This window comes from Streptomyces sp. NPDC001380, from assembly GCF_042895785.1.
Lineage (GTDB): Bacteria > Actinomycetota > Actinomycetes > Streptomycetales > Streptomycetaceae > Peterkaempfera.
Genome location: NZ_JBIAWP010000027.1, coordinates 20,167 through 45,507, shown reverse-complemented (window position 1 = coordinate 45,507; position 25,341 = coordinate 20,167). Strand labels below are relative to the sequence as shown.

Annotated in this window: 22 protein-coding genes and 1 pseudogene; 14 read left to right on the top strand and 9 right to left on the bottom strand. The window is 76.9% G+C overall.

All coding sequences use genetic code 11. From position 1 onward, the window contains the following. Positions 1 to 23: 23 nt before the first annotated feature. Together ACFY07_RS25430 and ACFY07_RS25425 are read right to left on the bottom strand one after the other, a co-directional pair. Positions 24 to 1,220 carry a beta-propeller fold lactonase family protein gene (locus tag ACFY07_RS25430; RefSeq protein WP_390871873.1) on the bottom strand — a complete coding sequence of 399 codons (1,197 nt, stop codon included), beginning with the start codon at positions 1,218 to 1,220 and terminating at the stop codon, positions 24 to 26. Beyond that, positions 1,217 to 1,777, bottom strand: a complete 561-nt coding sequence (locus ACFY07_RS25425; RefSeq protein ID WP_390871872.1) for a polysaccharide deacetylase family protein — start codon at positions 1,775 to 1,777, stop codon at positions 1,217 to 1,219. The genes ACFY07_RS25430 and ACFY07_RS25425 overlap by 4 nt, the downstream gene beginning before the upstream one ends. Positions 1,778 to 2,548: 771 nt before the next feature. On the opposite strand from ACFY07_RS25425, the gene ACFY07_RS25420 reads away from it, so the two are divergent. Beyond that, positions 2,549 to 4,885, top strand: a complete 2,337-nt coding sequence (locus ACFY07_RS25420; protein ID WP_390871871.1) for a GH92 family glycosyl hydrolase — start codon at positions 2,549 to 2,551, stop codon at positions 4,883 to 4,885. A gap of 180 nt (positions 4,886 to 5,065) precedes the next feature. Here ACFY07_RS25420 and ACFY07_RS25415 read toward each other — a convergent pair whose 3' ends face one another. Continuing rightward, positions 5,066 to 5,983, bottom strand: coding sequence for an alpha/beta fold hydrolase (locus tag ACFY07_RS25415; protein ID WP_390871870.1), 918 nt, complete (start codon positions 5,981 to 5,983; stop codon positions 5,066 to 5,068). A gap of 240 nt (positions 5,984 to 6,223) precedes the next feature. On the opposite strand from ACFY07_RS25415, the gene ACFY07_RS25410 reads away from it, so the two are divergent. The 5 genes from ACFY07_RS25410 to ACFY07_RS25390 all read left to right on the top strand — a co-directional run bounded on the left by ACFY07_RS25410 (position 6,224) and on the right by ACFY07_RS25390 (position 11,093). After that, entirely contained in the window at positions 6,224 to 6,454 is a 231-nt protein-coding gene (locus ACFY07_RS25410) for a hypothetical protein (protein WP_390871869.1), read from the top strand. 345 nt (positions 6,455 to 6,799) lie between these two features. Next, positions 6,800 to 8,095, top strand: coding sequence for a DUF4419 domain-containing protein (locus ACFY07_RS25405; protein ID WP_390871868.1), 1,296 nt, complete (start codon positions 6,800 to 6,802; stop codon positions 8,093 to 8,095). An 82-nt stretch (positions 8,096 to 8,177) separates the two neighbouring features. After that, on the top strand, positions 8,178 to 9,350 hold the full coding sequence (locus tag ACFY07_RS25400) for a pyridoxal phosphate-dependent aminotransferase (RefSeq protein ID WP_390871894.1): 1,173 nt from the start codon (positions 8,178 to 8,180) through the stop codon (positions 9,348 to 9,350). A 409-nt stretch (positions 9,351 to 9,759) separates the two neighbouring features. Beyond that, positions 9,760 to 10,323 carry a dihydrofolate reductase family protein gene (locus tag ACFY07_RS25395; RefSeq protein WP_390871867.1) on the top strand — a complete coding sequence of 188 codons (564 nt, stop codon included), beginning with the start codon at positions 9,760 to 9,762 and terminating at the stop codon, positions 10,321 to 10,323. Between the two features lie 254 nt (positions 10,324 to 10,577). Then, positions 10,578 to 11,093, top strand: coding sequence for a hypothetical protein (locus ACFY07_RS25390; protein WP_390871865.1), 516 nt, complete (start codon positions 10,578 to 10,580; stop codon positions 11,091 to 11,093). A 529-nt stretch (positions 11,094 to 11,622) separates the two neighbouring features. Here ACFY07_RS25390 and ACFY07_RS25385 read toward each other — a convergent pair. Then, positions 11,623 to 11,868: a hypothetical protein gene (locus tag ACFY07_RS25385; RefSeq protein ID WP_390871864.1), complete on the bottom strand. Its 246-nt coding sequence runs from the start codon at positions 11,866 to 11,868 to the stop codon at positions 11,623 to 11,625. Between the two features lie 573 nt (positions 11,869 to 12,441). On the opposite strand from ACFY07_RS25385, the gene ACFY07_RS25380 reads away from it, so the two are divergent. The 6 genes and pseudogenes from ACFY07_RS25380 to ACFY07_RS25355 all read left to right on the top strand — a co-directional run bounded on the left by ACFY07_RS25380 (position 12,442) and on the right by ACFY07_RS25355 (position 19,330). Continuing rightward, positions 12,442 to 14,223: a bifunctional metallophosphatase/5'-nucleotidase gene (locus ACFY07_RS25380; protein ID WP_390871863.1), complete on the top strand. Its 1,782-nt coding sequence runs from the start codon at positions 12,442 to 12,444 to the stop codon at positions 14,221 to 14,223. 474 nt (positions 14,224 to 14,697) lie between these two features. Beyond that, on the top strand, positions 14,698 to 16,263 hold the full coding sequence (locus ACFY07_RS25375) for an ATP-binding protein (protein ID WP_390871862.1): 1,566 nt from the start codon (positions 14,698 to 14,700) through the stop codon (positions 16,261 to 16,263). Positions 16,264 to 16,289: 26 nt separating this feature from the next. Next, positions 16,290 to 16,655, top strand: a pseudogene (locus tag ACFY07_RS25370) (roadblock/LC7 domain-containing protein); the annotation flags it as partial. A 119-nt stretch (positions 16,656 to 16,774) separates the two neighbouring features. Further along, positions 16,775 to 17,095 carry a DUF742 domain-containing protein gene (locus ACFY07_RS25365; protein WP_230746083.1) on the top strand — a complete coding sequence of 107 codons (321 nt, stop codon included), beginning with the start codon at positions 16,775 to 16,777 and terminating at the stop codon, positions 17,093 to 17,095. Continuing rightward, positions 17,076 to 17,726 (top strand): ATP/GTP-binding protein, encoded by a 651-nt coding sequence (locus ACFY07_RS25360; RefSeq protein WP_390871861.1) that lies wholly within the window; start codon positions 17,076 to 17,078, stop codon positions 17,724 to 17,726. The genes ACFY07_RS25365 and ACFY07_RS25360 overlap by 20 nt, the downstream gene beginning before the upstream one ends. Continuing rightward, the gene (locus ACFY07_RS25355) at positions 17,723 to 19,330 is read left to right on the top strand and encodes a cytochrome P450 (RefSeq protein ID WP_390871860.1); all 1,608 of its coding nucleotides are present in this window, start codon (positions 17,723 to 17,725) and stop codon (positions 19,328 to 19,330) included. The genes ACFY07_RS25360 and ACFY07_RS25355 overlap by 4 nt, the downstream gene beginning before the upstream one ends. Positions 19,331 to 19,398: 68 nt before the next feature. Here ACFY07_RS25355 and ACFY07_RS25350 read toward each other — a convergent pair whose 3' ends face one another. Further along, positions 19,399 to 20,334: a DMT family transporter gene (locus ACFY07_RS25350; protein WP_390871859.1), complete on the bottom strand. Its 936-nt coding sequence runs from the start codon at positions 20,332 to 20,334 to the stop codon at positions 19,399 to 19,401. A 257-nt stretch (positions 20,335 to 20,591) separates the two neighbouring features. On the opposite strand from ACFY07_RS25350, the gene ACFY07_RS25345 reads away from it, so the two are divergent. Then, on the top strand, positions 20,592 to 20,909 hold the full coding sequence (locus ACFY07_RS25345) for a MazG-like family protein (RefSeq protein ID WP_390871858.1): 318 nt from the start codon (positions 20,592 to 20,594) through the stop codon (positions 20,907 to 20,909). Between the two features lie 67 nt (positions 20,910 to 20,976). Here the strand turns inward: ACFY07_RS25345 and ACFY07_RS25340 are convergent, their stop codons facing one another. Beyond that, complete coding sequence (locus ACFY07_RS25340; RefSeq protein ID WP_230746080.1) at positions 20,977 to 21,420, bottom strand: DUF5709 domain-containing protein; 444 nt, start codon at positions 21,418 to 21,420, stop codon at positions 20,977 to 20,979. A 304-nt stretch (positions 21,421 to 21,724) separates the two neighbouring features. Here ACFY07_RS25340 and ACFY07_RS25335 point away from each other — a divergent pair, with 304 nt between their 5' ends. Further along, the gene (locus tag ACFY07_RS25335; RefSeq protein WP_390871857.1) at positions 21,725 to 22,477 is read left to right on the top strand and encodes a beta-glucanase; all 753 of its coding nucleotides are present in this window, start codon (positions 21,725 to 21,727) and stop codon (positions 22,475 to 22,477) included. A gap of 150 nt (positions 22,478 to 22,627) precedes the next feature. On the opposite strand, the gene ACFY07_RS25330 is transcribed toward ACFY07_RS25335, so the two are convergent. From ACFY07_RS25330 to ACFY07_RS25320, 3 genes are all read right to left on the bottom strand, one after another. Next, entirely contained in the window at positions 22,628 to 22,981 is a 354-nt protein-coding gene (locus ACFY07_RS25330) for a hypothetical protein (RefSeq protein ID WP_230745807.1), read from the bottom strand. 228 nt (positions 22,982 to 23,209) lie between these two features. Then, positions 23,210 to 23,914 carry an HAD family hydrolase gene (locus tag ACFY07_RS25325; RefSeq protein WP_390871856.1) on the bottom strand — a complete coding sequence of 235 codons (705 nt, stop codon included), beginning with the start codon at positions 23,912 to 23,914 and terminating at the stop codon, positions 23,210 to 23,212. Between the two features lie 194 nt (positions 23,915 to 24,108). After that, positions 24,109 to 24,996, bottom strand: coding sequence for a CAP domain-containing protein (locus ACFY07_RS25320; RefSeq protein ID WP_390871855.1), 888 nt, complete (start codon positions 24,994 to 24,996; stop codon positions 24,109 to 24,111). Positions 24,997 to 25,341 lie beyond the last annotated feature (345 nt).

Genomic DNA, 25,341 nt, shown 5'->3' with positions numbered 1-25,341 from the left:
CGCACCGCTTCCCTGACGCGGCGTCAGCGGAAGACGCCGGTGTGGCCCAGCGAGTAGCGCCCTGGCTGCGGGTACACGGCCAGGCCGTGCGGACCGCCGCCCACCTTGATCCGGGCGAGCAGGCGGCCGCCGGCGGTGTCGATGGCGTACACCTCGGCGTTGTACCGGCCCGAGAGCCACAGCACCCGCCCGTCGGCGGAGACGCCGCCCATGTCGGGGCTGCCGCCGCCGGGAAGCCGCCACACCCTCTCGACCCTCCCGGTGACGAAGGAGAGGACCGAGACGGACCCCTCGCCGCGGTTGGTGACGTACAGGTGGCGCGAGTCGCGGCTGACGTAGAGCCCGTGGGCGCCGCGGCCGGTGTGCAGCAGGCGCGGGCGGGTGAAGGCGGCGCCGTCGAGCACCCAGACGCCGTTCGCCGTCATGTCGGCGACGTACCAGGTGCGGCCGTCGGGCGAGATCTTGACGTCCTGCGGCATGGCTCCCCGCATCGGCAGCCGCTGCCGCGCGAGGATCCGCATCCCGGCGGTGTCGACCTTGAGCAGGTCGCCGGAGAACTCGCAGGAGACGATGAACCAGCGGCCGTCGGGCGAGAAGTCCGCGTGGTTGACCCCGGCGCACGGCACGGGCACGGACTTGACGACCCGCATGGTGTGCGCGTCGCGGAAGACCAGGGCGTGGTCGGCGGAGGCCATGACCACGGCGTGCCGGCCGTCGGGCGTGAAGTAGAGGTTGTAGGGGTCGTGGACCGCAACCGGGCGGCCGGCGCGGCCGGTGGCCGGGTCGATCGGGGTGAGGCTGTCGCCCCGGTCGTTGTTGACCCACAGCGTCCTCAGGTCCCAGGAGGGGACGACGTGCTGGGGCTGGTGCCCGACCTTGAGGGTGGCGGTGACCCGGTAGGTGGCCGGGTCGATGACGCTCACCGTGTCGGAGAGCGTGTTGGGCACGTAGACGCGGGACGGGAAGCCCTTCACGACGGGCGACAGCATGCCGGGGCGGTCGGCCGCGTACAGGTCGTGCGCGTCCAGGGGCGCGGGCATGCCGGGGAGCAGGGCGGGGTCGGCGGCCGGGTGCGCCGCGGCCGAGGCGGCGGGGTCGGCCGGGCTGCGGCCGCCCCCGGCGGAGCAGGCGGGCACGGCGGCGGCGCAGAGCAGGAGCGCGGCGGCGGCCCGCAGGCGGCCCCGGGAGGGGCGTGCGGAAGGGGCGTGGCGTGGGCTCATGGGGTCAGCATCTCCGTGGTGGTGACGGCCCGCAGGCCGCGTCGGTGCAGGCCGTCGAGGACGGCGGGCAGGGCGGCGACGGTGCCGGGGTGGCCCAGGTGGAGGCTCACCACCGAGCCGCCGCGGACGGCGGACAGCACGGCGTGCGCCACCGCCTCGGGCCCGGGGTCGGTGTGGTCGAGGGGGTCGAGGTCGTAGGAGAGGCAGTGGGCGTACCCGGCGCGGCGGGCCTGGCGGAGCACCAGGGGGGTCGCGTGCCGGGCCCGGGAGGGGCGGAACCACCGGCCGGGGCTGCCGGTGAGCCGCCGCAGCCGGTCGGCGCAGGCGGCGATCTCGGCGTGGGCGGCGTCGGCGCCCATGGCGGAGACGTCCGCGTGGTGCTGGGTGTGGTTGCCGAGTTCGTGGCCGCCGTCCAGGACGCGGTGCGCCATCCGGGGGTACGCGTCCAGCCAGGTGCCCACGGCGAGGACGGTGACCCGGGCGCCGGCCCGCTCGGCCTCGGCGAGCAGCGCTCCGGCGAGGGCCGGGTCGCCCTGGCCGTGGAAGGTGAGGGCCACCAGGGGCCGGTCGCGCGGACCGTGGACGATCTCGGGGGGGCAGTCCGGGGGGCAGCGGGGCGAGGGCGGGCGGCGCCCCGGGGCGGACCGGGGCGCGGGCCGGGGTCGCGGGACCGCCGCCCGGCCGCAGGACGGGGGCGGCGGGCCCCGGCGGGGCGGCCTCCCCCGCGCAGGCGTCGAGGGCCGCGGCCAGGCCGCCGGAGGCCGCAGCGGCGACGGCGCCGCGGACCAGGCGGCGGCGGGTGAGGCCGGACGGGGCGGCGGGGCGGGGCGGACCGGGCGGGTCCGGCCGGGCCGAAGGGTCCGACCGGGCCGAGGGGTCGGCCGGCTCCGGCCGCGCGGGTTCAGCGGCCACGGCGGACCCCCGGTATGCGGGCCCGGGCCGTGCGGACCTCCCGTGTGCGGAGCCGGGCACGCCTCCGCCGGCGGCGCGCACGGGGCGCGGAGCAGCAGGCGCAGAGCGTTCCTGGCACGCGGCACCTCCCTGGTCCGGGGCGGACGCCGCGCGGACGGACCGGCGGCGCCCTCCCCAGTCATCCGCAGGGGTGGCGGCCCCGCAACCGGTGACCGGGCCGTCCGGAGCCTCCGCCCGGGCCGCGCACGTCCCGGACCTGCGCCGTCCGGGTGAGCCGCAGGCCGCCGCCGCCGCGCCGGGCCGGTGCGGCGGCGGGGCCGACCTAGCCTCCTCGCGAGGAGTGCGAGGAGCGCCTCCGTTCCCGGGGCCGCGCCGTGCGCGGCCGGGAAGGCCGTCGCGTCACGGGAGGCACACCCATGCCCGCTGCACCGTCGTCCGCCCCCCGGGGGCGGCGCCTGCTCCCCTCCCTCCTCGGCGGCGGCCGGGCCGTCGGAGCGGGGGCCGCGGCCTTGGTGCTGCTGGCCGCGTACCCCGTGCCCGGGGCGGACGCCCTGGCGGCGGGCCCGGCGGCCGACCCCGCCGCACTGGTGGACCCGCTGATCGGCACGGACGGGGTGGTCCACACCTTCCCCGGACCGGTGACGCCGTTCGGCATGATGCAGCTCGGCCCCGACACCGCGCCCAAGCGGCCGTACGGCGGCGGCTACTCCTACCCGGCGAAGCGGCTCTCCGGCTTCAGCCTCACCCACGTCAGCGGCCCCGGCTGCCCGGCCGGCGGCGACCTGCCGCTGCTGCCGGTGTCCGGGGCGCCGCCGGTGGACCCCGGCTCGGCGACGGTGGGCTTCTCGCACGCCCGGGAGACCGTCCGGACGGGCTTCTACGGCGTCACCGACGACAGCGGCACCCGCACCGAGCTGTCCTCGGCCGCCCGGGCCGGGATCGCCCGGTTCACCTTCCCCGCGGGGAAGGAGGCCCGGCTGCTGCTGAAGCTGCGCGGCAGCGCCACGCCCGTGGACGGCACGCGGGTGCGGTTCGTCTCCGACCGGGAGGTGGTGGGCTCCGTGGAGAGCGGCCACTTCTGCCGGGCGGAGAACACCTACACTCTGCACTTCGCGATCGTCTTCGACCGGCCGGTGGCGGGCGGCGGCACCTGGCGCGGGGACCGCATCGACGCCGTGGAGGGCCCCGGCGGCCGGGAGGTCTCGGGCGGGGACGGCGCGTACGCGGTCTTCGACCCGGCGGCCGGACGGACCGTCACGGCCCGGATCGGCATCTCGTACACCAGCCAGGAGGGCGCCCGGCGCAACCTGGACAAGGAGGTCGCGGGCAAGGACGTGCGCGCCCTGGAGAGCGCCTCGCACGCCGCCTGGAACCGGGTGCTCGGCCGGATCCGGGTCGCCGGCGGCACCCGCGCCGAGCAGGTGCGGTTCTACACCGCGCTCTATCACGCGCTGCTGCACCCCAACGTCTTCAGCGACGTCGACGGCGGCTACGCGGGCATGGACGGCAGGCGGCACACCGTGCCCGCCGGGCACCCCCAGTACGCCACCTTCTCCGGCTGGGACACCTACCGCTCGCAGGCGCAGCTGATGGCGCTGGTGGACCCGCAGGCCGCCTCCGACATGGTCTCCTCCATGCTCCGCGACCACGAGCAGTCCGGCTCGCTGCCGAAGTGGACGCTGAACAATGGCGAGAGCTGGGTGATGATCGGCGACCCGGCGGACGGGATCATCGCGGGGGCGTACGCGTTCGGCGCGCGCGGCTTCGACGCCCGCCGCGCCCTGCAGGTGATGGTCCGCCAGGCGGTGGGCCCCAACCCGGCGCGGCCGGGCCAGGCGGTCCGCGACCGGCTCGGGTACCTGCCGGTGGACGGGAAGGACTGGGGCTGCTGCCACTTCTACGGCACGGTCTCGACGCAGCTGGAGTACGACAACGCGGACTACGCCGTCGCCGCCCTCGCCCGCGCGCTGGGCGACCGGGCGACCTACACCCGCTTCGCCGGGCGGGCGCAGGACTGGGCGAACCTCTTCGACCGCTCGTCGGGCTACCTGCGGCCCCGGCTCTCCTCCGGCGCCTTCGCGTCCGGGTTCACCCCGGGGGCGACCCGGGGCTTCGTGGAGGGCACCTCCGCGCAGTACACGCCGATGGTGGCGTTCAACCTGCGGCGGCTCATCGAGGGCCGCGGCGGCGCGAGGGCGTGGAGCCGCTACCTCGACGGCCTGCTGGCGGACCCCCGCAGGCCGTCCCCCACCCGGGCCGACCTCAACAACGAGCCCAGCATGGGCATCCCGTGGCAGTACGCCTGGACGGGCGAGCCGTGGAAGGCCCAGCGGGCCGTGCGCGCGGTGCAGCAGGCCCTGTGGAACAACTCGCCCGCCGGGCAGTTCGGCAACGACGACCTGGGCGCGATGAGCTCCTGGTACGTGTGGTCGATGCTCGGCCTCTACCCGGCCGTCCCCGGGACGGACCTGCTGGTGCTGAACAGCCCGGCGTTCCCGTCGGCGACGGTGTCGCAGCCGGGCGCCGCGCCGTTCACCGTCCGCGGGCACGGGGCGGCGGCGGACGCGCCGTACGTGCAGGGGCTGCGGCTGGGCGGACGGGCGCACGGCGCGCCGTGGCTGCGCTTCGGCGACCTGCGCGGGCGGACGCTGGACTTCACCCTGGGCCGCTCCCCGGCGAAGGGGTGGGGCGCGGCCGCGTCGGCGGCCCCGCCGTCGGACGCGACCGGGCAGCTGCCCTGGCCGAAGGGCTGAGCGCCGCAGGGCCGGACGCCGCAGGGCGTGCACGTGCCGGAGCCGGGACCCGTCGGACGGGTCCCGGCTCCGGCGCGTGCGGGGACGGTGCGTGGGGAGGCGGTGCGTGCGGGGACAGCGCGTGCGGGGACAGCGCGTGCGGGGATTGCCTTCGGGACCGCTCCCGGCGGGCTCCCCGGGTCAGCGCGGCTCGTGGGCGGCGGCGAACTCCCGCACCAGGGCGGCGACGGCCGGTCCCTGCACCAGCAGCGCCGACCAGTGGCCCGCCCGCAGGGTGCGGCGTCGCAGCCGCGACACCCGGCCCTCCAGGCCCTCGGAGAGCGCCGGGCGGACGTACCGGTCGCCGGTGAGCGTGACCAACTGCACGGGGACGTCAGTGGTGCGCCGGCGCGGGCTGCGCATCCGGGGGCCGAAGCTGGCCCGGTACAGCTCGATGCCGCGGACCGCGTCCCGGGCGAGCGTCGGCGCCGGGTGCCCGGGCCGGGGCTGCACGCCCTCCAGGGCGGCCAGCAGCCGGCCCCAGTGGCGGGCCAGGCCGAGCCGCCAGACGGCGGGGGCGATCCACGGCAGGCGGAAGGCGGCGATGTACCAGGAGTGCGCCGACTGGACGAGCAGCTGCCGCAGCCCGCGCGGCGTGGGGCGGGCCAGCCGCTCCCGGTACCAGAGGCCCACATGGTCGAGGCAGGGCCCGGAGAGGCTGGTGAAGGAGGCGATGCGCCGCCCGGCGTCCGGCTCGGTGACGGCCTCCCAGGACTGGATCGAGCCCCAGTCGTGGGCCGCCAGGTGGACCGGCCGGTCCGGGCTCACCGCGTCGGCGACCGCGCGGAGGTCGGCCGCCAGCTGCTCCAGCCGGTAGCCGCCGCGGGTCGCGGGCGCGCCGGAGCCGCCCGCACCGCGCACGTCGTACCGGACCACGTGGTGGTCGGCGGCGAGGTCGGCGGCCACGTCGTCCCACACCCGGTGGGTGTCCGGGTAGCCGTGCACCAGCAGCACGGTGGGGCGGGCGGGGTCGCCCTGCTCGGTGACGGCGAGCGGCACGCCGCCCGACACGACGGTGCGGCGGCGGGGGTGCGACGGGTCGGCGGGGGCGGTGTCCATGCGGGGAACCTACCGCCTGTCGACAGTCCGTCCAATAGCGTCGCATGATCCGCCCGGACCCTCACCCGCCTCCCCGGGCCGCCGCCCCGCGCCCGCCCCTCCCCTCCGTCCCTGTCGGCAGCCGCCCCCGTCCGTCCCTGTCGGCAGCCGCCCCCGCCACCCGCGGCGGCCGCCCGCCGCCCCATCCCCCGACGGTGGACAGCCGCGTCACCCCCGGCCGCACCCGTCGTTGTACGGACCGTGGAGACCACGCGCATCCCCCGCCAGCTCCCGCCCCCTGCGGAAGCCGCCCGCCCCCGCTCCGCCGCCCCGCCCCCGCCCTCCTGGGTCGACACCCCGCTCTTCGCCTCCCTCGCCGAGCAGTGGCGCGCCGGCGGCCGCACCGTGCCGGGGATGCCCGACACCGAGTGGAACGACCTGACCCGCAGGCCGCCCGGCCGCCGTTTCGACGCCCCGCCTGCGGAGGGCTGACGCGCGGCCGGGAGGCCCGGCCGGCGGGCCCCTCGGCCCTTCGGCAGCACCGGACGGACCGGCCGGGACCGCTGCTCCCGCCCGGGACCGGCACGGGCGGCCGGGCGCGGCGCTTCGCGCGGACCGGCACGGTCCGGCCTGCGCACGGCGGCGCGGCCAGAGCCCTGGACGCCGTCGGCCTCAGGCAGGGGAGCACCGAGCGCCGTGGCCCCGCAGAGGACGTCCGGGGCGGGGGCGGCGAGGACGGCCTCCCTTCCGGCCGTGCCCGGCCCTCCCCCGCACTACGATCAGGCTCGCCCTCCCCGTTCCGGGGGCGGGCCCGATCACGCTTCCGGGGGATGAGGCATGGCCGTCGCTTTCGACCTGCCGCTGGACGACGACGAGAAGGCAGCCGAACTCGCCGCCACGCTCACCGAGCTCGGCAACGACGGCTTCCTGCGCACGGTGGTCCGCGAGGGCTTCACCGTGCACCACCGGTCCACCGGCCGGCTGCTCGGACTCCCGCCGGACGAGCCGGACGAATCCGCCTCCAGCCTGCTGCTGCGCGCGCTGCACCTGTGCTTCTGCGCCCACCTGCCGCTGAGCCTCTCGCCCGAGCTGCTCTGGTACACCGTGGTGCACGAGGTCGCCACCCATGTCCGGCTGAACAGCGACACGTACGCCGGACTCTTCACCGACACCCCGGGGGAGAAGCGGACCATCACCGTCCGCGACGACTCGCTGCTGGACGAGCCCGACTGGCAGCGGTCACTCGACATGGTCCGGCACCCCCTCCGGGAGCGGATCGGCGACGACGTCGCGGACCTCCTCCAGCCGGCCTTCTCCACCACCACGCCCGTGGACGCCTCCGCGACCCTGGTCTCACTGATGGACGTGGTCAGCCCGTACTACGACTTCAGTTGGATCTCGCTCTGCGGCATCCCCCGGATCCGCCTGGAGGGCACCGCCCAGGACTGGCGGCTGCTGACCGCCCGGGTCCGCGGACTGGAGGAGTGGTTCGAGGGCCTGCAGCCGTGGCTGCGGAACCTGCGGCCGGTGCTGGCCTCCATCGCCGCCACGGCCTGCGGCGAGCCGGTCGACCAGGACTTCTGGCGGTCGATCTACAAGTGGCGGTCCGCCTCGGGCGGCGCCCGGGTCACCGGCTGGATCACCGCCTTCTTCGCCCACCGCTACTCCGCCGACGGCCCGCGGCCGGACGTCGGCGACATGATCCAGGAGGACCGGTTCCCGGCCCACGTCTCCCGCGTCCCGTACACATGGGAGCGGCCGGACGGGACCCGCTCGATGGCCTTCCTCGGCGGAGTGCTCGGTATCGAGCGCGACGGGGACTGGATCCGCCCGCGTCTCGGCTTCGCCGTCCTCGAACTCACCGACCGCCCCCTGCCGGCGGACTGGACCGTCGCCGACATCCAGGCCTTCACCGGCCGCCCGGACGCCTCCCTCATCCCGGCCGACCGCCTGGTCGCCGTCTCCGCGGACGGCCTCCCGCTGTCCGCCACCCGGGCGATCTCCTTCGGTGACCACGCCGTGGTGGAGGCCGACGGCCTCTGGCACCCGGGCCACCTCCTCGATCAGGAGTTCATGGCGGTGCACTCCTCCGGCAGCGACCTCGCCACCGCCCTCCGGGCGCTCCCGCGCTGACGCCGGTCACCCGTGGCGGGCCTTGGCTCCCGCCGGCAGACCCTGGAGGATGACCCTGACGACGAGCCGTGAGGAGCCGCTGATGGGTGCGAGGCCGCTGCTGAACCGCAGGCTGGAGGGACTGGGCACGACGATCTTCGCGGAGATGTCGGCCCTCGCCGCCGCCACCGGGTCCGTCAACCTCGGCCAGGGCTTCCCCGACACGGACGGCCCGGCGGAGATCGCCCGGGCCGCCGCCGACGCCGTGCTGGAGGGCCGCGGCAACCAGTACCCGCCCGGCCCCGGCGTCCCCGAGCTGCGCACCGCCGTCGCCGAGCACCAGAAGCGCTTCCACGGCCTCTCGTACGACCCGGACACCGAGGTGCTGGTCACCGCCGGCGCGACCGAGGCCATCGCCGCCGCCCTGCTCGCCCTGCTCGAGCCCGGCGACGAGGTGATCGCCCTCGAACCGTTCTACGACTCGTACACCGCCTGCATAGCCATGGCGGGGGCCGTGCGGGTGCCGCTCACCCTGCGGGCGCCCTCGTTCCGCCCCGACGTGGACGAGCTCCGGTCCCTGATCACCCCCCGGACCCGGATGCTGCTGCTCAACAGCCCGCACAACCCCACCGGCACGGTCCTCACCCCCGAGGAGCTCTCCGCCATCGCCGGGCTGGCCGTCGAGCACGACCTGCTGGTCGTGACCGACGAGGTCTACGAACACCTCGTGTTCACCGGCGGCCACCACCCGATCGCCGCGCTGCCCGGCATGCGCGAGCGGACCGTCTCGATCTCCTCGGCGGGCAAGACCTTCTCCTTCACGGGGTGGAAGGTCGGCTGGGTGACGGCGAGCCCGGCCCTGGTCGCGGCCGTCCGCACCGCGAAGCAGTACCTCACCTATGTCAGCGCCGGCCCGTTCCAGTACGCCGTCGCCGAGGCCCTCCGCCTCCCGGACAGCTACTTCGACACCCTCCGCGCCGACCTGCTCCGCAAGCGCGACCTGCTCGCCGGGGGGCTCGCGGCGGCGGGCTTCCGGGTCTTCGAGCCGGAGGGCACCTACTTCATCACCACCGACATCAGCCCGCTCGGCGAGAAGGACGGCCTGGAGTTCTGCCGTTCCCTCCCCGGGCGCTGCGGCGTCGTCGCCATCCCCAACGTCGTCTTCTACGACAACACCGAGGCCGGCCGGAGCCTGGTGCGCTTCACCTTCTGCAAGCGCACGGACAAGCTGCGCGAAGCGATCGACAGGCTGTCCGGACTGCGCCAACGGCTCTGAGGCACCGGCGGGCACCGCACCGCGCAAGGGCCCGCGCAGGGTCCGCAGAGATCCCCGTGGTCCCACCGCGACCACGGCGGAACGCCCCCGTGCGGCCCGGCGCGCGGAATGCCGGCCGGACGGCGGACGGCACGGGGTCCGGCCGGGCGCCCCGGAGCCGTCGTCCGCCGGCGGCCGTGCTGGGTGCCTGCGAACCCCCGCCGCAGCCTCACCTGCCTTCCCGCTCCTCCCGTCGCGCAGTGCGGCCTTCCGCTGCCGGGCGGGCGCCGGGCACACGTCGCAGCCCTCGAGGCCTTCTCAACGAAATCGCCCCGTGGGGTGACTCGGCCCAGGGGATCCCGCGGGCCGCGACGAGTCCTGCGGCGTCCGGCGGTCGTACTGTCGAACCCGTCACCGAGGAGGACCTCCCATGCGCAGCGTGACCTGTTCGATGAGCGTCTCGCTCGACGGCTGCATCGTCGGGCCGGACGGCGACTTCGGCTGGGCGGCGCCCGACGAGGAGGTCTTCCGCTTCTGGATCGACGAGATCCGACACGTCGGCCTCCACCTGCTGGGACGACGGCTGTACCAGACGATGCTGTCCTGGGAGACCGCCGGCCAGGACCCGTCGCTCGAGGACTCCATGCTCGAGTGGGCCTCGCTCTGGAAGCCGCTGCCGAAGGTGGTCTTCTCCACCACGCTGTCGGCGGTGCAGGGCTGCGCCCGCCTGGCCTCCGGGGGCGTGGCGGAGGAGATCGAGCGGTTGCGGGCCGAGCCGGGGGAGGGCGACATCGCGATCGGCGGCGCGACCCTCGCCGCCGAGGCGGCCGCGTCGGGTCTGGTCGACGAGTACCGGGCCATGGTCCACCCGATGCTGGTGGGCGGCGGGATTCCGTTCTTTCCCCGACGCGAGCGCCGGGTGGATCTCGAACTCGTCGAGACCCGCACCTTCGGCTCGAGAGTCGTCCACCTCGGCTACCGCGTGGCGCGCTAGCCGCCCCGTCCGCCGAGGCGTAGGGAGAACAGGCCGGTCAGGGAGGCTTTCCCGACGTCCGGCGAGGGCAGGGTGGTCGGGGCGGCGAAGGACAGCAACCGCGCCGCCCCTCCCTGGCGGCGGACGGCGATGCCCGTCTTTGCAAGCAGTCCGGCACCTCTCACGGACCACCGTGCCGATTGCCGAGGTCACGCCGTCCGGGCGCTTGTGGAAATCCTCGGACGCCACTCCGTCGGGCCCGGTAGGAACCACCTGTGGATGCGACCCTGGCCGGACTCATCGGTACGACGGTCGGCGCGGTGACGGGCTTCGCCGGCGCATGGCTCGCTCAGCGGGCCCAGATACGCCTTCAACGCGAGGAGCGGATGCACCAGGAGCGGGTGCGCTGGCTGGTCGACAAGAAGCCCTTGTTCCGGGACCTGCTGACCGCTCTGCACGGCTGGCACGACTCCCTCGTCTCCGTGTGGCGGGAGGATGCCGAGCGGGACGACCTCTCGGAGATCCGCGCTTCGGCGACCAAGTGGGCCGTCGAGTCATCGTTGATCGCCTCGAAACCCGTGCGAGTCGCGCTCGACGACGTGCAGCGCAGGTTCTCCGACGTCCAGCGGCTCATCCTCGAGAGGCGTGTGCCCGCAGGCAGCGAGCCGTTGGCCGACGTCCTGAGCAGCCTTGCCGTGCTGGAGGATGCCATGAGGGCCGAACTCGCGGAGCCGATGCGACCTCCTCGTCCCGGGCGCGACGGTCTCCTGCGACGACGAGCGGTCGGGTGACGCGCGGGGAGCGGCCACGGGCGGGCACACCTTCCTGGACCCGGTGTCCCGGTCCGGGGCGCCCTGGCGGACGGAGGGGCGTGGCAGGAGCGCTCCCATACCTGTCGACCGGAGGCTTCCCCGGCAAACCTGGTGACACTCCGACAGCTCGACGACCAGGCGGTCCGCAGAAAGCCCAGCAGCTGACGAGCCGTCAATCATGGACGCAGGAGTCCGGAGCCGGGGAACGCTGCTCGCCGTGACGCCCCCTGCGCATCCGTGCTCCGGGGCCCGGGAAGCCCCCCAGGACCACCGGTGGCCCATGGCCCGCGGAAGCCCGCGAACCCGCCGCGCCGACGTCGTCGCCGGCCCCGGACAGCCCCGTCGGCGGACGCCGGACCTGTCCGGGGTCGCAGGGCGGCACGTGACCGAGTGCGCGCCCGCGGCGGGGCGGGGTGCGCCGCACGGCGGGCGCCGTCGGCGACGGGGCCCGGACGGGGCGGGGGCCGCCCGCCCCCCCGTGGGGCGGGCGGCCGTCCGGGTGCGGATGTCAGGAGGCCGCGGGGGCGGCCGGGTTGACAGGGACGACCTTCCTCCGGAACTCGGCGAGGCAGGTCTCGCAGTACCGCTCGGCGGCGGGCTCCCCGTCGTCCCGGACGGGCTGGACGGCGGAGTCCCGGTGGATCTCGAGACCGCAGAGGGCGACGTCCGCGCCGCTCGCGACGACGTGCCAGTAGTCGACCGGCCGGTCGTCCCCGAACCGCACCGGACCGTGTTCCGCTCGCATCTCGTGCATTGCCTGCCTCCAGGGCGTCGTGCCGCGGCACGGCCGCGGGCCGCGCTCCGGTCGGCCCGGCCGGGCGGTGCGCCGCCAACCATGCCTACACCCGAACGCTAAGCCGAGTGGGGCGCGGCGGCACGCCGGACCGTCCGACCGGATGAGGCGGCGGCCGGTGCGGGCAAGCCGCCGACCGGGGGAAGCCCGGTCGGGGCACGGGGGGTCCGGCCGGGGGACCTGCATCCGGGGGAACCCGCGGCCCCGGGGAGGCGGTCCGGGAGGCGCCCGGCCCGGCCCTCGAGGTGCACGGACGGGGGAACGCCCGTACGGGCGGCGGACCCGTACGGGGGAGGTGCGGCCGCAGCGGGGCGCGGCGGCAGGGGACGACGGGGGCCTCCGGTTAGCGTGGGCCGCCGCGCGACCGCCGGAGCCGGCGGGGCCGGGCGTCGCCGGCGACGGGTCCGGGCCGCCCGGGACCGGAGCCGTCACGGCACGGGCCGCACCCGTGCTGGGCGTGTCCACCACCGCTCCACCGGGCGGCGGCGCAGCGGGAGCGGCCTCACCGCGTCCCGCCGACCGAGAGGGTGCCCCGTGCGGAACCTGCTGCGCCGGACCGTCCTGCCCGCCGCCGGAGCCCTGCTCTGCGGCGCCGCAGCCCTTCCCGCGGCCGCCGCCGACCCGGCCCCCGTCACCGTGCAGCTGCTCGACATCGCCGACTTCCACGGACACCTGCAGCCCCCCGGCCCCGCCGAGGGCGGCACCGTCACCGGTCCCGGCGGCAGGCCCGTCACCGTGGGCGGCGCCGCCTACCTCGCCACCCACCTGCGGCGGCTGCGGGCCGGGCACCGCAACACCGTCACCTTCGCCTCGGGCGACAGCTTCTCCGGCTGGCCGTTCGAGGTGGACGCCTTCCGCGACGAGCCGACCGTGGAGGTGCTGAACCGCCTGGGCGTGCGCTTCTCGGTGGCCGGCAACCACGAGTTCGACGTCTCGCCGGGCTTCCTGGTGGACCACATGGAGCACGGGCGCTGCTTCGGCGTCCCGGACCGCGACAGCTGCTTCACCGACTCCACCGGGCGGCGGTTCCACGGCGCCGACTTCGACTTCCAGTCGGCGAACATCGTCGGCGCCGCGGACGGGCGGCCGGTGCTGCCGCCCTACCGGGTCGAGTGGTTCGCCGCTCCGGGCGGGAGGCGGATCCCGGTCGGCTTCATCGGGGTCACCCTCCCGGGGACGCCGGCCGGCTCCACCTCCTTCCAGCCGGGCCTGCGGGCCCTGGACGAGGTGCGGACCGCCGACCGGTACGCGGCGGAGCTGAGGCGCAGGGGCGTGCGGGCGATCGTGCTCAACCTGCACGACGGAGCCGCGCCCCGGGACCCGGAGGCGGGGTACGACGCCTGCGGGGCGGCCCGGGGGCCCGCGATCGACGTGGCGCGGGCGGTGTCGCCGGACATCGACGCGATCACCACCGGGCACTGGCACACGGCGTTCGACTGCACCGTGCCCGACCCCGCCGGGCACCCGCGCCCCGTGGTGGAGGCGGGCCACCACGGGGCCCTGGTCTCCGAGATCGACCTGGCGCTGGACCCGCGCACCGGGGAGGTCCTGCGGGACCGGACCACCGCCGTCAACCACCCGGTGACCCGCGACGTGCCGCCGGACCCGGCGGTGCGCCGCATCGCCGACCACTGGCGGACCCGCGGCGCTGCCCGCCGCTCGGAGCGGCTCGCCCGCCAGACCGGCTCCTTCACCCGGGCCCCGGACGCGGACGGCGAGTCCACCGCGGCGGACCTCTTCGCCGACGTGCAGTACTGGGAGGCGGGCCGGACCCGGGCCGGCCGGGCCGACCTGGCGCTGGTCGCGGCCCGTCCGGCCACGGGCTCGACGGCGGTGCGCGGCGACCTCCCGTACGCGGCCGGCGCCACGGCCGGGGACGCGGACGGTCGGGTGCTGCTGGGCGAGTCCTGGGACGCCTACGGGTACGGGAACCCGGTGCTCACCGTGGGGCTGACGGGCCGTCGGCTGAAGGCGGTGCTGGAGCAGCAGTGGCAGGAGCGGCCGGACGGGAGCGTGCGGTTCTCGCCGCTGGCCGTCTCGCGGAACGTCTCCTGCCGGTACGACCCCGACCGGGCCCCCGGGGACCGGGTCGACCCGGCGGGGGTGCGGATCGACGGCCGGCCGCTGGAGCCGGACCGCACCTACCGGGTGGCGGCGCTCGCGTACACCGTGCTGGGGGCGGACGGGTTCACGGCCTTCGCCGGGTACACGGACCCGGTGCGCAACGGGACCGACCACGAGGTGTTCGCGGACTACCTGCGGGCGCACCCGGTGATCACGCCGGCGCCGACGGACCGGGTGCGCCGGGCGGACTGACGGACGACGGACCGGCGTACGGCGGACCGGTGTACGGCGGACCGGTGTACGGCGGGCGGAGGGGCGTGCGGGGCCGTCCGCACGCCCCTCGCATGCGCGCACACCCGTCCGGGACCGCGACGGCGCCGGGGCTTGCCGGGACGCCCCGCCCCGGCGGCAACCGGGCGGCTATGCTCCCGATTGCTCAGCGCACCGGAACGGTCACTCCTGGTCAGACGCGAGTGCCGCGCCGGGGTGCGCGGAGCCCCGCGAGCGCCGGCCCGGACGGCCCGTTCACCCGATCGGCCGTATCCCGCGGCCCCTCCGGTCGTTGTTCCGGACGTCGCCCGTCCCGGGCGGCCGCCCGCCGACCCCGTCCGCCGACCCCGTCCGCACGCCCCGGGCCCGCCCGCGGAGCCCCCGTCCCCTCCGGCCCCCGCCCCCTCCGACCTGTTCCGCCGACCGACTCTTCCCTCCGACCGTCCGAGGATGCCGATGGTTCGCACTGGAACACCGCCCGCAGGCCCCAGGTCCGCGCCCCCGCTCGTCTGGATGCTCCCCGCCGCCGTCGTGGCCGCCTGCTCGGTCGGGGCCGTGGTGGCGGTGCAGGCGGCGGCCCGGGTGCCGGTCGCCTGGTGCGGCGCCGCGGCCACGGCGGCGGTCCTGCTGATCGCGGGCGAGACCGCGCGGCGCGGCCGCACCGTCACCGTGCTCCGCCGCCGGCAGGCCGAGCACGACGCCACGCTCCAGCGCAGGCTGGCCGAGCAGGAGGCGGCGACCCGCCGCCTCGCCGAGGCGCTGCTGCCGGAGGCCGTGCTGCGCCTCCAGAACGGCGACACGGCGGCCGAGGTGCTGCGGGCGGCGGCGCAGACCGCGGCGAAGGACCCGGACTTCACCCCCGCGCACCAGGCCGTGCTGCGCACGGTCGTGGACGCCGTGGCGGCCGAGGAGGAGCTCCGCGACTCCGCGCAGCGGGCCTTCGTCAACATCGCCCGCCGCGTGCAGGCGATCGTCCACCAGCAGGCCCAGGACCTGCGGGAGATGGAGCACCGGCACGGCGAGGACCCCGCGGTCTTCGGCGACCTGCTCCACATCGACCACGGCACGGCGCTCATCGGCCGGCTGGCCGACAGCATCGCGGTGCTGAGCGGCGCCCGGCCCGGGCGGCAGTGGAGCCGGCCGGTGCCGATGTTCAGCGTGCTGCGCGGCGCGATGTCGCGGATCCTCGACTACCAGCGGGTGGACCTGCACGCGGTCGCCGAGGTGGCCGTGGTGGGCCCGGCGGCGGAGCCGCTGATCCACGCCCTGGCCGAGCTGCTGGACAACGCCACCCGCTACTCGCCGCCGCAGACCCGGGTGCACGTGAGCGCCACCGAGGTCCAGTCGGGGATCGCCGTGGAGATCGAGGACGGCGGGCTCGGCATGGGCGAGGAGGCCCGGGAGCGGGCCGAGCGGGCGCTGAGCCGGGCCTCCGCCGGCATCGACCTGGACGACCTGGGCGAGACGCCCCGGCTGGGCCTGGCCGTGGTCGGCCGGCTCGCCCGGGCCTACGGGTTCACGGTGGCGCTGCGGCCGTCCGCGTACGCGGGCGTGCGGGCGGTCATGGTGATCCCCGGCGACGTGCTGACGACCCTCCCGCCGCCGCGCCCGGTCCCCCGGCCTGGCACCATGCCGCCGCCGCGGCCGATGCCGACCCGCCCGGCGCAGCCGCGTCCGGGCGACCGGGCCCCGGCCGCGGCGCAGGCGGTGCACGCCTCCGGGGCGCAGGAGCCCGGGCCGCAGGACCAGCCGGCCGGGGTGGAGCACGTCGAGCACAACGCGTACGGGCTGCCGCAGCGGCGGCGGCGCACCGCGGGCGCGCCGCGGCCCCGGCCCGGAGGGGCCGCCCCGGCGGCCCACGCCCGCGGCCGGGTGCCCGCACCGGCGCCCGCACCTGCGAGGGAGCCCGTGCAGCCGGGCATGTGGCTGGCCGCGTTCCAGGCCGGCGTCAACGGGGAGGCGCCGCCCGCGGCGGTGCCCGCCCGCTGGCAGGGTGACGACTCATCGGACGAGGGGCAGTAGCAGTGGTGCAGCAGAAGCGATCCGACATGGACTGGATGCTCCGGGACCTGGCGACGAGCGTGCCGGGCACCCGCCAGGTGGTGGTCCTCTCCGCGGACGGCCTGCGGATGGCCCAGCACGGCGCCGACGCGGACACCGCCGACCGGCTCGCCGCGGCCTGCGCGGGCCTGCAGAGCCTCTCGGCGGCGATCGCGGCCGAGTTCCCGCACGGCGACGGCCGGATGAGACTCGTCGTCATCGAGATCGACGGCGGCTTCTTCTACCTGATGGCGGCCGGCGCCGGGGCCTACCTGGCCGTGCTGGCCGACGAGGGCGTGGACGCCGGGCTGATGGGCCAGCGGATGCGGGACATGGTGCTGCGGATCGGCGAGCACCTCACCAGCCCGCCGCGCGTCGGCGCGGACGCGGGCGCCGCGCCGTACGCGGGCGTCCCCGGCCCCGGCGGCGGGCCGCTCCGCCTCGACGGGACCGTGACGTGAGCGGCGGCGAGGCCGACGACGGCCCGGAGCGCATGTACGTGATCACGGGCGGCCGCAGCGAGGCCGGCGGCCGGGCTGCGGCCGACCTCGACCTGGTCACCCTGGTGGTGGCCCGGTCCGTGCCGGAGCCCGGGATGGCGCCCGAGCACGCCGCCATCGTGCGGATGTGCCAGTACCCGCTCTCGGTGGCCGAGGTCTCCGCCTACCTGGAGCTGCCGGTGAGCGCCGTCCGGGTGCTGCTGGCCGACCTGCTGGCCGGGGGCCGGGCCGAGGCGCGGGCGCCCGTGCCCGCCGCCTCGCTCCCCGACGCCGAACTCCTGGAAGCGGTGATGCATGGACTCCAGAGGCTCTGAGACGCTGCTGCCCGGTCCCCGGCACGAGGTCGGGGCTCCCCCCGGCCCCCGGGCCGAGGACGCCCTGCCCGCGTCCGCCGCCTCCGCCGTCAAGGTGGTGGTGGTCGGCGGCTTCGGGGTGGGCAAGACGACCCTCGTCGGGTCGGTGAGCGAGATCCGGCCGCTGACCACCGAGGAGACGATGACCCAGGCCGGGGTCGGCGTGGACGACACCGCCGGGGTCGAGCGGAAGACCTCGACCACGGTGGCGATGGACTTCGGCCGGATCACCCTGAACGAGCAGCTGGTTCTGTACCTGTTCGGCACACCGGGCCAGGAGCGCTTCTGGTTCCTGTGGAACCGGCTCTTCGACGGCGCCCTGGGCGCCGTCGTCCTGGTCGACACCCGGCGGCTGGAGGTCAGCTTCGACGTCATCGGCCGGCTGGAGGAGCGCGGCGTGCCCTTCGTGGTCGCCGTCAACGCCTTCCCCGGGGCCCCGGTGCACCCGGTGGCGGAGCTGCGGGCGGCGCTGGACCTGGACGCGTCGGTGCCGCTGGTCGAATGCGACGCCCGGCTGCGCACCTCCTGCCGGGACGTCCTGCTGACGCTGATGCGCTACCTGTACACCCTCGCCACCCCGGAGCCGCAGTGACCGCCCCCTCCCCCGAGCACGCCCACGGCACCGCCACCCCGCCCCCCGGCTGCCCCGCGCACGGGGCCGACCGGGCCCACGCGGCCGGGCAGCCGTCCACGCCCGCACAGACCGACGGAGCCGGGCAGGCGTACGCGCCCGCACAGGCCGCGGTGCCCCGGCAGGGCGCACCGGACCCGGACGCCGCGGAGCGGGTGCGGTTCTACGGACCCGCCGCCGACGCGGACCCCGTCGGGCTCTACGCCGACCTGCGGCGGCGCCACGGAGCCGTGGCGCCGGTCCTGCTGGACGGCGGCCTGCCGGCCTGGCTGGTCCTCGGCTACCGGGAGAACCTGGAGGTCATGCGGGCCCCCAAGCGGTTCTCCCGCGACTCCCGCATCTGGCGGGACCTGCGCGAGGGGAACGTCCCCGCGGACTCCCCGCTGCTCCCCATGGTGGGCTGGCGGCCCGACTGCCTCTCCGCCGACGGCGCGGAGCACCGGCGGCTGCGCGGGGCGGTGACCGACAGCCTCGACCGCTTCGACCAGCGCGGCATCCGGCGCCACGTGCACCGTGTCGCCCACCGGCTGGTCGACGGTTTCTGCGCCGACGGCCGGGCCGAGCTGCTGACCCGGTACGCGCAGCACGTGCCGATGCTGGTGCTGACCCGCCTCCTCGGGCTGCCCGAGGAGGACGGCCCCGAGCTGGTGCGGGCCAGCAGCGACCTGATGACCGGCACCGAACGGGCCGCGGCGGCCAACGAGCACATCCTGGAGACGCTGCGGCGCCTCGTGCAGCGCAGGAAGGCCGTGCCCGGCGAGGACCTCGCCTCCTGGATGCTCGCCCACCCGTCCCGGCTCACCGACGAGGAGGTGCAGAACCACCTGCGGCTGGTGCTGGTCGCCGCCAACGCGACCACCACCAGCCTGATCGCGAACACCCTGCGGGTGGTGCTCACCGACCCGCGGTTCCGCGCCTCGCTGGCCGGGGTCCGGATGACCGTCGCCGACGCGGTGGAGCACGTCCTGTGGAACGAGCCGCCGCTGACGGCCTGCCCCGGCGGCTGGGCCACCGCCGACACCGAGCTGGCGGGGCGGAGCATCCGGGCCGGCGACATGGTGATCCTCGGCCTGGCCGCCGCCAACACCGACAGCACCGTCCGCCCCGAGGTCTCGGCGCCGGTGCGCGGCAACCGCTCGCACCTCGCCTTCAGCGGCGGCGCGCACATGTGCCCGGGCCAGGACATCGGACGGACCATCACCGACGCGGCGGTGGACGTCCTGCTCCTGCGGCTGCCCGACCTGCGGCTGGCGGTGCCCGACAAGGACCTGGGCTGGCAGTCGTCGATCTGGGCCCGCCACCTGGAGGCGCTGCCGGTGGAGTTCGCGGCCCGGCCCCCGGAGGAGCGGACGTACCCGTCCGGGCCGCTGGGCGGGGCGGATCCGCGGACGGCGGGCGGAGCGGCTGCGGGCGGAGCGGCTGCGGTGCGGCCGCAGGCCGCCGTGCCCGCCTCCGCGCTCGCGGGGCCCGCCGTGTGGCCGCAGGCGGCGGCGCTGCCGGTCCTGGCGGGCCGGGTGCGGCAGCGCCGCCTGCGGGCACTGCTGCGGCGGCTGCTGCGGTGGTGAACGGGCGGGGCACGGTGTCGGCGGGCGGCGGACAGCCCGGGGCGGTGACGGCCCGGGGCGGCGCAACGTCAGTCCGGCCCGTCCGCCCTGTCCGGCCCGTCGGAGCGGCTCTGCCCGACGGAGGCCGGCCGGTCGGAGTCGGGGGCGACCAGCGTCCTGGTGAGCGGCACCCGGGAGAGGCCCACCGCCCCGCAGAACACCAGCAGGGCGCCGAGCACCTGGGGCAGCAGCCACCAGCCGTCCCGCAGCTCCTCCTCGAAGAGCGCCACGCCCAGGGAGAGGCTCACCAGGGCGTCCCCCAGGGTGAGCGCGGGCTGGGAGGCGGCCAGCGGCCCGGACTGCATGGCGTTCTGCAGCAGGAAGAGGGCGCCGACACCCGCCGCGGCGAAGCCGTAGGTCTGCCAGGCCGTGAAGAACGCGCCGGGGCCGCCGGCGGCCCACGTGTGCGTCGCGTCCTTCATGAGGGCGGCGGTGAGCGCGTAGCCGATCGCGGCCGCCGCACCGAAGCACGCCGCCCGCAGGGCGCCGGCCGGGCGGCGGACCGCGGTGCCGGCGAGCACGGCGACGGCGGCGGCGCAGCCGGCCAGGACCAGCACCCAGCGGAACGTCTCGGGCCGCTGCACCCCCGGGGTGGGCGACGCCGCCCAGAGCGCGGTCCCGAGCCCGGCGACGATGCAGGCGACCGCCGCCCACCCCGGTCGCGGCAGCCGCCGTCCCAGGACGAGGCCGCCGATCAGCAGGGCGAACGGCAGCTCCAGCACGAAGAGGGGCTGCACCAGGGAGAGCTCTCCGTTCAGCAGCGCGAGCGCCTGGAAGCAGGCGGCCGCGACCACGGCGGCGAACCCGCCGAACCACACGGGCCGGTGCAGCAGTTCGACCAGGAGCGCCGGGCGGAAGCCCCGGGAGAGCGGGACGGTGCGCGCCGCGTACCGCTGCAGGGCGGTGGCCAGGGCGTTGCTGGCGGCGGCCAGCAGGGCGAACAGCACGGCGACTGCGGTCTGCACCGGCTTCTCCTTCGGGTGGCGGCGCTCCATCCGTCACGCTACGTGGCACCCGGCGGCGGGGCACGGCGGGCGGCGGCACGGGAGGCACGAGCAGGGAGGCACGGGCGGGGAGGCGGAACCGCGGGACGGTCCCGGGGGCGCACCGGCATGCTGGACGGGCGGCCGTCGTCACCGGCGGACCCCTCCGGCCGGACGGAGCCGCACCGCGGGTCCGGAGTTGCCGGCCCGGACCACGAACCCCGAGGAGCGGCCCACCCGTGGAGCACGACACCTGGCAGACCGTCGACCGTCTCGTCGCCTGGCTGGACGGGGCGGGCCGGACCCCGTCCGAGAGCGAGCGGCTGCTGCGGCTGATGAAGCTGACCGAGGAGGTGGGCGAGGTCGCCGAGGCCGTCATCGGCGCGACCGGGCAGAATCCCCGCAAGGGGGCGAGCCACACCTGGGACGACGTGCAGCGCGAACTGTGCGACGTCGTCGTCGCCGCGCTGGTGGCGCTGCGCAGCCTCACCCCGGCGGCCCGGGAGGTGTTCGAGGGGCACCTGGCGCGGGTGGCGGAGCGCTGCCCGGCGGACTGACCGCCGCAGGCCGCGGTCGGGCCGCCGGCCGGGCCGGTCCGGGGCCCCGGTCACGGCACCCGGCCGGTCACTGCTCCTCGGGGACGATGTGGACGGCCGCCTCCTCCGCCGACGCGGCGGCCCCGTCGATGCCCACGTCGCTGGCGAACAGCTCGGACTCGGTGTCGGCGTGCGCGCCCTCGTCCGGTGCCAGGAGACGGCCCGCGCGCCGGTCGCCGACCTCGTCGTCGAGCAGCTCGCCGTCGGTGCCGACGGTGTCGCCGATACCGTCGCCGTCCTGGACGGCGAGGTCGGGAAGCTCCCGGGCGAGCCGCCGGTCGAGGCCCTCGCCCCGGTGCTGCTCGTCGGCGGTGGTGCCCCACTCGTCGACGGCGAGGGGGCGCTCGGGCGGCGAGTACCCCTCGTCCAGGACCTGGGCGATCCCCCGGTCGTCCAGGGTGTCCTCGAAGTCCAGCGGGCCGGCGTCCTCGACCACGTCGTCACCCTGGGGCTGGTAGACCTCGTCACCCATCGTGTTCTCGCTCACTGCCGCACCTCGCTTCCGCACCCGGCGCCGGACCGGACGGCCCCTTTCGATCATGACCCCGCGGCGCGGCGGAGGCAAGGCGGCCGGGGTCGGAGGGGCCGGAACGGGGCGGAACAGGGCGGAACGGTCCGGCCGGCGGACGCGCAGGCCGCACGGCACGGCGCGGAGAGACCCCCGGACCCCTTGATCACCCCGGCGGGCGGTTTGGGCCGTGCACGGCGTCCACGGCGCCGTCGCGGGCCGTAGCGTCGGGAGCCGTGACCAGCGGTGACCGCTACGGGGAGGTGCCGTGCACGCAGGGAGCGCAGGGGGAAGGGACGGCGGGGGCGGGAACGGCGGGGGCGGGGGCGCGGCCGCGGCGCGCACCCTCTTCACCGCCGACTTCGACGACCGGGGGCAGTGGGTCGCGGGCCGGACCTGGGCCTACCCGGACCAGGGTGCGGGCGGCAACCTCGGCGACCACAAGCTGGACCGGCTGCGGACGTCCTGGCCGCGGCGGGGCGGCCTCTTCGAGGCGGTCCGCCGTGCCGACGGCACGGGCTGGGACACCGACCTGCTCACCACGGCGGGTGCCTCGCGCCCCTTCCGGCTGCGGCCCGGCCACGTGCTGCGGGTCCGCTTCCAGCTGCCGGAGCAGCGGGGGGCCTGGCCCGCGGTGTGGACGTGGGGCGTCGACGACGGCCCGCAGGGCGAGGCGGACGTCTTCGAGTACCACCCGGACCGGCCCGCGGTCCTGGAGCTGACCAACCACCGCGGCGAGGGGTCGTCCCACTACCACGAGGACGCGGCGGCGGTGCGGCCCGGGCGCTGGATCGACGTCGAGACGTCGTTCGGCGAGGAGAGCGTGGTGTGGCGGGTCGGCGGGCGGCAGGTCTTCTCGGACGGGGTGGGCGTGGGGCCCGACTGGCGGGCGTGGCTGATCGTCAACCTGTCGGTGTATGCGCCCTCGCCGCCCGCACCGCGGCCGCAGTACCACGAGGGGCCGGCGCCGGGGGTGGGCCGGATGGACTGGCTGGTGCACTCCCTGACGGTGCACGGGTGACGCAGCTCCTGCGGCCGGCGCCCGCGGAGCGGCGGCCCAGGCCGCCCGGGACGCCCGGGACGCCCGGGACGCCCGGGACGCCCGGGACGCCCGGGACGCCTGGGACGCCTGGGACGCGTGGACGGCGGGCCGGGCTGCCCGGACGGCGGGTCAGGCCGCGTACGCGGCGGGGCGGCGGGTGCGGCGTCCGGCCTCGGTGATCCCGACGACCCGCACCTCGCGCCGCGGGTCCTGCACCGCCGGGCCGACCGTGATCAGCCCCGCGTCCAGCAGGGCGTCGCAGACGGCGGCGGGGAGCGCCGTGTAATGGTTGCCGGTGCCCGTCCGCGCGTCCCAGGGCTGCCAGGACACGAAGCTGCGCCGTCCGGCACGGCCGGAGGTGACGACGAGGTGGACCGGCCGCAGCGGGTCGGCGACGACCGCCAGCACGTCCTGTGCGCCGGCGGGCAGGGCGGAGCCGGGGCGGGCCCGGTGGCGGGCCTGGCCGGCGAGCAGCAGGTTCATGGTGCGGCGTACTCCCCTGTGGGCAACGACGGCGGACGGACCCCGAACGGAGCCCGTCCTAGGACTATTGCCCAGGAGCGTCCGGTTCGCACGTCCATTCCTGTCACAAGATCGCGACAGGCGCAGCCTCCCACGCGCCACCGACAACTGCCCCGGCCCGCCGGACCGGTGGGACCGGCGCTCCGGGGGGAGGGAGGAACCGCCGTTCGGGAGAAGGGAACTGACGCGTCAGCCGACCAGGCCGAGCACCGGGAGGAGGGCGTCCGGGCGGCGGTCGGCGGGGAGGTGGTCCACCAGGTGCACGGGGCAGCCGAGTTCGGCGGCCCCCGCGTCCGCGACGGGGTCGTCACCGACCATGAGGACGTCCGCGGGATCCAGGCCGAGCGTGGCGCAGGCGTGCCGGAAGATCGACGGTGAGGGCTTCTGCATGCCGTGCTCGAAGGAGAGGACGTAGGCGTCGACGAAGGGGTCCGCGCCGTGGTGGCGGAAGACCGGCCGCGGGTCCCAGCCGATGTTGCTGACCACCGGGACCGGGACGCCGCGCCCCTCGAGCCCGCGCAGCACGGGCAGGGTGTCCGGGTAGGGCTGCCACGCGTCCGGCTCCCGGTGGCGGTCGTAGAGCACGTCGGCCAGGGCGGGTGCGGGCGGCGGGGCGAGCCGGGTGAGGGCGGTGTACGCCGCGCGGTGCTGCCCGGCGCCCAGGTCGCGCTCCCGCCAGAGCCGCGCGAGGGCGGGCGGCACCTCGCGGGGCGGCGGCCCGCCGGGCAGCGCCCCGAGCCCCTCCAGCCGGGCGGCGCACTCCTCGGCGTCGGCGCCGGGGAGAACGGTCCCCGTCCGTTCGAGGACGCCGTTCAGCCACCGGGCGGTGGACTCGATGCGGAACAGCGTGCCGGAGAAGTCGAACACGACGCCCTTGACCATGACGCCCAGCATGGCCGTGCCGTGGGACGCCGGACAAGGGCAGGCCCGGCAGCCCGGGAGGAGTGCCGGACCTCCGCCGGTCCTGATCCCCGGCGGGCCGGAGGTCCGGACCGGCGGAGGTCCGGACCGGCGGAAGTTCGGACCGGCGGAAGTTCGGACCGGCGGAAGTTCGGACCGGCGGAAGTTCGGACCGGCGGAGGCCCGCCTCAGCGGGCGGAGCCGAAGTCCTGGGTCCAGTAGTCGCCGGGCTGGGCCAGGCCGACGCCTATCTCCTTGAAGGAGCAGTCCAGGATGTTGCGCTTGTGGCCGGGGCTGGACATCCAGCCGGCCATGACGCTCTCGGGGGTGCCGTAGCCGTAGGCGACGTTCTCGCCGTACGAGGACCAGGCGTACCCGGCGCGGGTGATCCGCTGGTCCGGGGAGGAGCCGTCGGAACCGGTGTGGGACATGGTGCGGTGGGCCGCCATGTCCTCGCTGTGGGCCTGGGCGGCGGCGGTGAGGCGGGCATTCACCGCGAGCGGGGCGCAGCCGGCCTTCTTCCGCTCGGCGTTGACGAGGGTGACCACGCGGGCGGTGGGGCCGGAGGGTGCGGTGGCGGTCGGCGTGGCGGGGGCGGAGGTGGCCGGGTCGGAGGGCTTCGCGGGGGCCGTGGCCGGGGCGGAGGGCTTCGCGGGGGCCGTGGCCGGGGCGGAGGGCTTCGCGGGCGCTGGGGTGGCGGTCACGGAGGGCTTCGCCGGGGCCGGGGTGGCCGGGGCGGAGGACGCGGCGGGGGCGGACGTGCTCGGCGCGGCGGTCGGCGCGGCGCTCCGACCGGGCCGGGCGTGCCTGCGCCAGGCGTCCTCGTGTCCGGTCCGGTGGTGCCCGGCCCACGGCCGTCCCTGCTGCCCGGCCCGCTGCTGACCGGCACCGGCCCGCTCCGGTGCGGTGCGGGCGGCGGGGGCGGCGGGGGCGGCGCGGTCGTACCGCGGGGCCCCCTGGCCGTCCGCGCCCCCGGTGTCGCAGGCGAGCGCGACCGTGGGGGCGCCCACCGCGACCGCCGCGAGGACGGCGATGGCCGTGTTGCGGCGGCGGTTGCTCCTGCGGTGCTTCGTCATGGGTGACCTCGTTCGGTGGTGCGGCGTACGGCGTGCGGCGTACGGCGTGCGGCGCCCCTCGGGGCCCGGTCATTGTGGGAAGGCCGTCCGGGCGGCGGCAAAGCCGTCCGGTACTACCCGGGTCCGTAGGCCGGGCCGGGCCTTGCGGCGGCCCCGGGCGGCGTGCGGGGCCCGCCGGGTCCGTCCCCGCGCCGGATCCGACGCCGCGTCAGGCGTGCCGCGCGGAGCGGGCGGCGGGAGAAGGGCGGGGAGCGGCCGCGGGCCCGGTCCGGCGCCCGCCGACCCGTGTCCGTTTCGCTCCGTTACGGGGTCGTATGCCGCCGCGGGCCGTCCACTACGGCGCCT